The organism is Victivallis lenta, assembly GCF_009695545.1.
In the GTDB taxonomy this organism is placed as follows: Bacteria; Verrucomicrobiota; Lentisphaeria; order Victivallales; family Victivallaceae; genus Victivallis; species Victivallis lenta.
Window position 1 is genome coordinate 1 of sequence record NZ_VUNS01000067.1, and the last position, 2,640, is coordinate 2,640.

At 63.4% G+C, this 2,640-nt stretch carries 1 pseudogene; it reads left to right on the forward strand.

The annotated features are described in order from the left end of the window. Nucleotides 1-2,640 (forward strand): annotated as a pseudogene (locus FYJ85_RS23470) (hypothetical protein); the annotation flags it as partial.

The window sequence follows — 2,640 nt, forward strand, 5'->3', positions numbered from 1 at the left end:
GCCGGAGTGGACCGACGCGGAACGGATTGCCGCCCGGGCGGAGCTCGACGCCTGCCTGAAGGAAGGGTTCGGCGGGAATTCGATCGAACAGGTCTATATCCACGACCGGCTGACGACGCTGGCGGAGGAACACTGGGCGAGGGGACACAATCAGGCCGCGGCGATTCTTTACGAGTTTTCGCTGAATTTCCTGCGCGATCAGGAGCAGTGCGTGCTGAACAGCCTGGGGCGTCTGGCCCTGTTCAAAACGGCGCACCTGAATGAGAAAAGCAGTGTGGATGAGATCGATTCGGCGCTGGCGGCGGCCGCGGCGGAGAACCTTCGTTTCTTCGACTTCTTTCCGAATGCGGAAGGAACGAATGCCCGCCTCGTCTGCATGGTGCTTTCGGGCAGGTACTTCAAGTATTTTCCGCGGCTGCTGGCTTACGACGGCTACCGCGAGGCCGCTTATCGGACCGCGCTGAATTATGCCGCAAAGCTGCAGGAAGAACAGCCCGGCTGGGAAGCGGGGAACGACCGGCTGAGCCGGATCGCCGCCTGGGAACTGATCCGGGTCCGGGTGCGTCTGCGCGATGCGGCCGGCAACCCGTGCCGTGCGTCGGTCAAAGTAACGAACGTCACGGCGGATGCGGCGCCGCGCGTTTTTCCGGGTGAGCCCTATCACGAAGAGCGCGTCATTCCAGTGGACGGAGAGGCGGAAATTCCTGTGTATGCGGGACATATCTATGAAATCACGGCAAGCGTTCCGGTTCCGGGCGGGAACGACCTTGTCATGCGGCTGCCGGCGTTTCCGCAGAAGAGCGATCAGCAGGTCACTTATCATACGAACGGGGAGGCGGTTCCGTCAGTTTCGGAGACCGGTCCCGTTGCGGAGATTGTCGCGGCGGAGCCGGATTTTCCGTACAATCTCAGATTCGAGCGCAACGTCGACGTGTTCAGCCTGAGCTGGGACTGGACGGATTCCGATGCGTTTCAAGCCGTCGGCTTCAAGGTGTTCAACGGCGGCGCCGTTGTCGCGACCGTGACCGGACAGCGCGCCGACAACATCCGGCTGGCCGCTCCGGACGGGAATTACGGGTATACCGTCGCGGCATTCGATTCGGCGGGAAAACTCTCGACCGCGAGCCGTCCGGTCGTCGTGGAACCGGGCGACCAGAGCGCCCATGCGGAGTTTTTCAACTGGATGCGGGAGCATTTCGGCGATCAGCCGATGCTTTCGACGGATGATCCCGACGGCGACGGCGTGGACAACTATCACGAATTCCTGAACGGGACCGATCCGGTGCGCGTCCCGGCCCCGACCCCGGCGGAGGGGCAGGTCACCTACACCAAAGCAACCCTGAACTGGGAGTGCGCCCCGGAAGAGCTCGAAGGTTCGGTCTGGGAGATCCGGCGCAACGGAACCGATATCGGGACCGCCGTCAGGCCTGTTTTTACCGACAGCGGCCTGATACCCGGCGTGGAATACCGTTACTCGATCCGCCGCATCCATGCCGACGGCTCCGGGAGCGACTGGAGTGTGCCGCTGGCGCTGAGGACGCGGAAGGCCGAGACGATCACCTATGGCGACAAGCTCCAGCAGGTGGTCGACCTGTTCCATCCGCTCGACCTGGCGGACTACACGGCGCCGAGCCTGATTTCCGCCGTGAAGAGCGCGGTCGAATCGGTGCTCGGGACGAACGTCACGTTCACGGTGGTGGATGAGGCGCTGCTGGAGAAGATGGTGGCCTCCGAATTCGAATTCCTGCAGCAGATCTCGGGAACCCTGACCGCCGCCGAACGGCTGGCGGTCCGGACGGAACTCAATCAGATGATGGAGGAGAACTTCGGCGGCAACTCGTTCGAACACATGTATATCCAGAGCAAACTGAGCGAACTTGCCGAAGAGCACTGGTCGGCCTATCTGGCGGACCGGAGCCGTGCCGCCCACCGGACCGCGGCCGGGGCGCTGCTCGACGCCTCGCTCGGATTCCTGTCGAATCACCGGCCGAGCGTGAGCATGACCCTGAGCCGCATGGCCGCGATGGAGTGCCAGGCGCTGACGGCGGAGAGCACGCGCGGGGAGATCGCGGCGGCGCTCGAACGGCAGTGCGCCGTGCTGCTGCGTTATTTCGACTTTTTCGAAACGTATTCGGCCGATGGCGCCGGAGCGCATCCGTATATGGAAATTCTGTCGAACTTCTGCCGTTTCTTCCCGGTCATGCTCGCCTATGAGAATTACGATCGCGCCCTGTTCGACAGGGCGATGCAGCTGGCGGGAGCGCTCGGGGAGGCGGATTCCCCGTATTCGGCCGAAAAGGTGATCCGGCGCGTGGCGGCATGGCAGCTTGTGCCGGTTGCGCTGAACACAGAAGACGGCGGGGCGGCGTCCGGCACTCTGACGATCCGCAATGTGAGCGGCCGGATTCAGGCGTATACGGTCGGGGCGGACATGGAGCGGGACGTGCGGACGCTGAACCTCACTGCCGGAACGCGGCAGCTGCCGGTTTACGGCGGCCATTTGTACGAGCTTGAATTCACGACGCCGGTTCCGGGCGGACCGGATTGGAAACGGGTGATCGGCCCGCTTTTTCTTCCGGCCGGAGAAAAGATCGCAATCGATTCGTCTGCCGGGATCGCACGCGAGACGCTGCCGGCCGG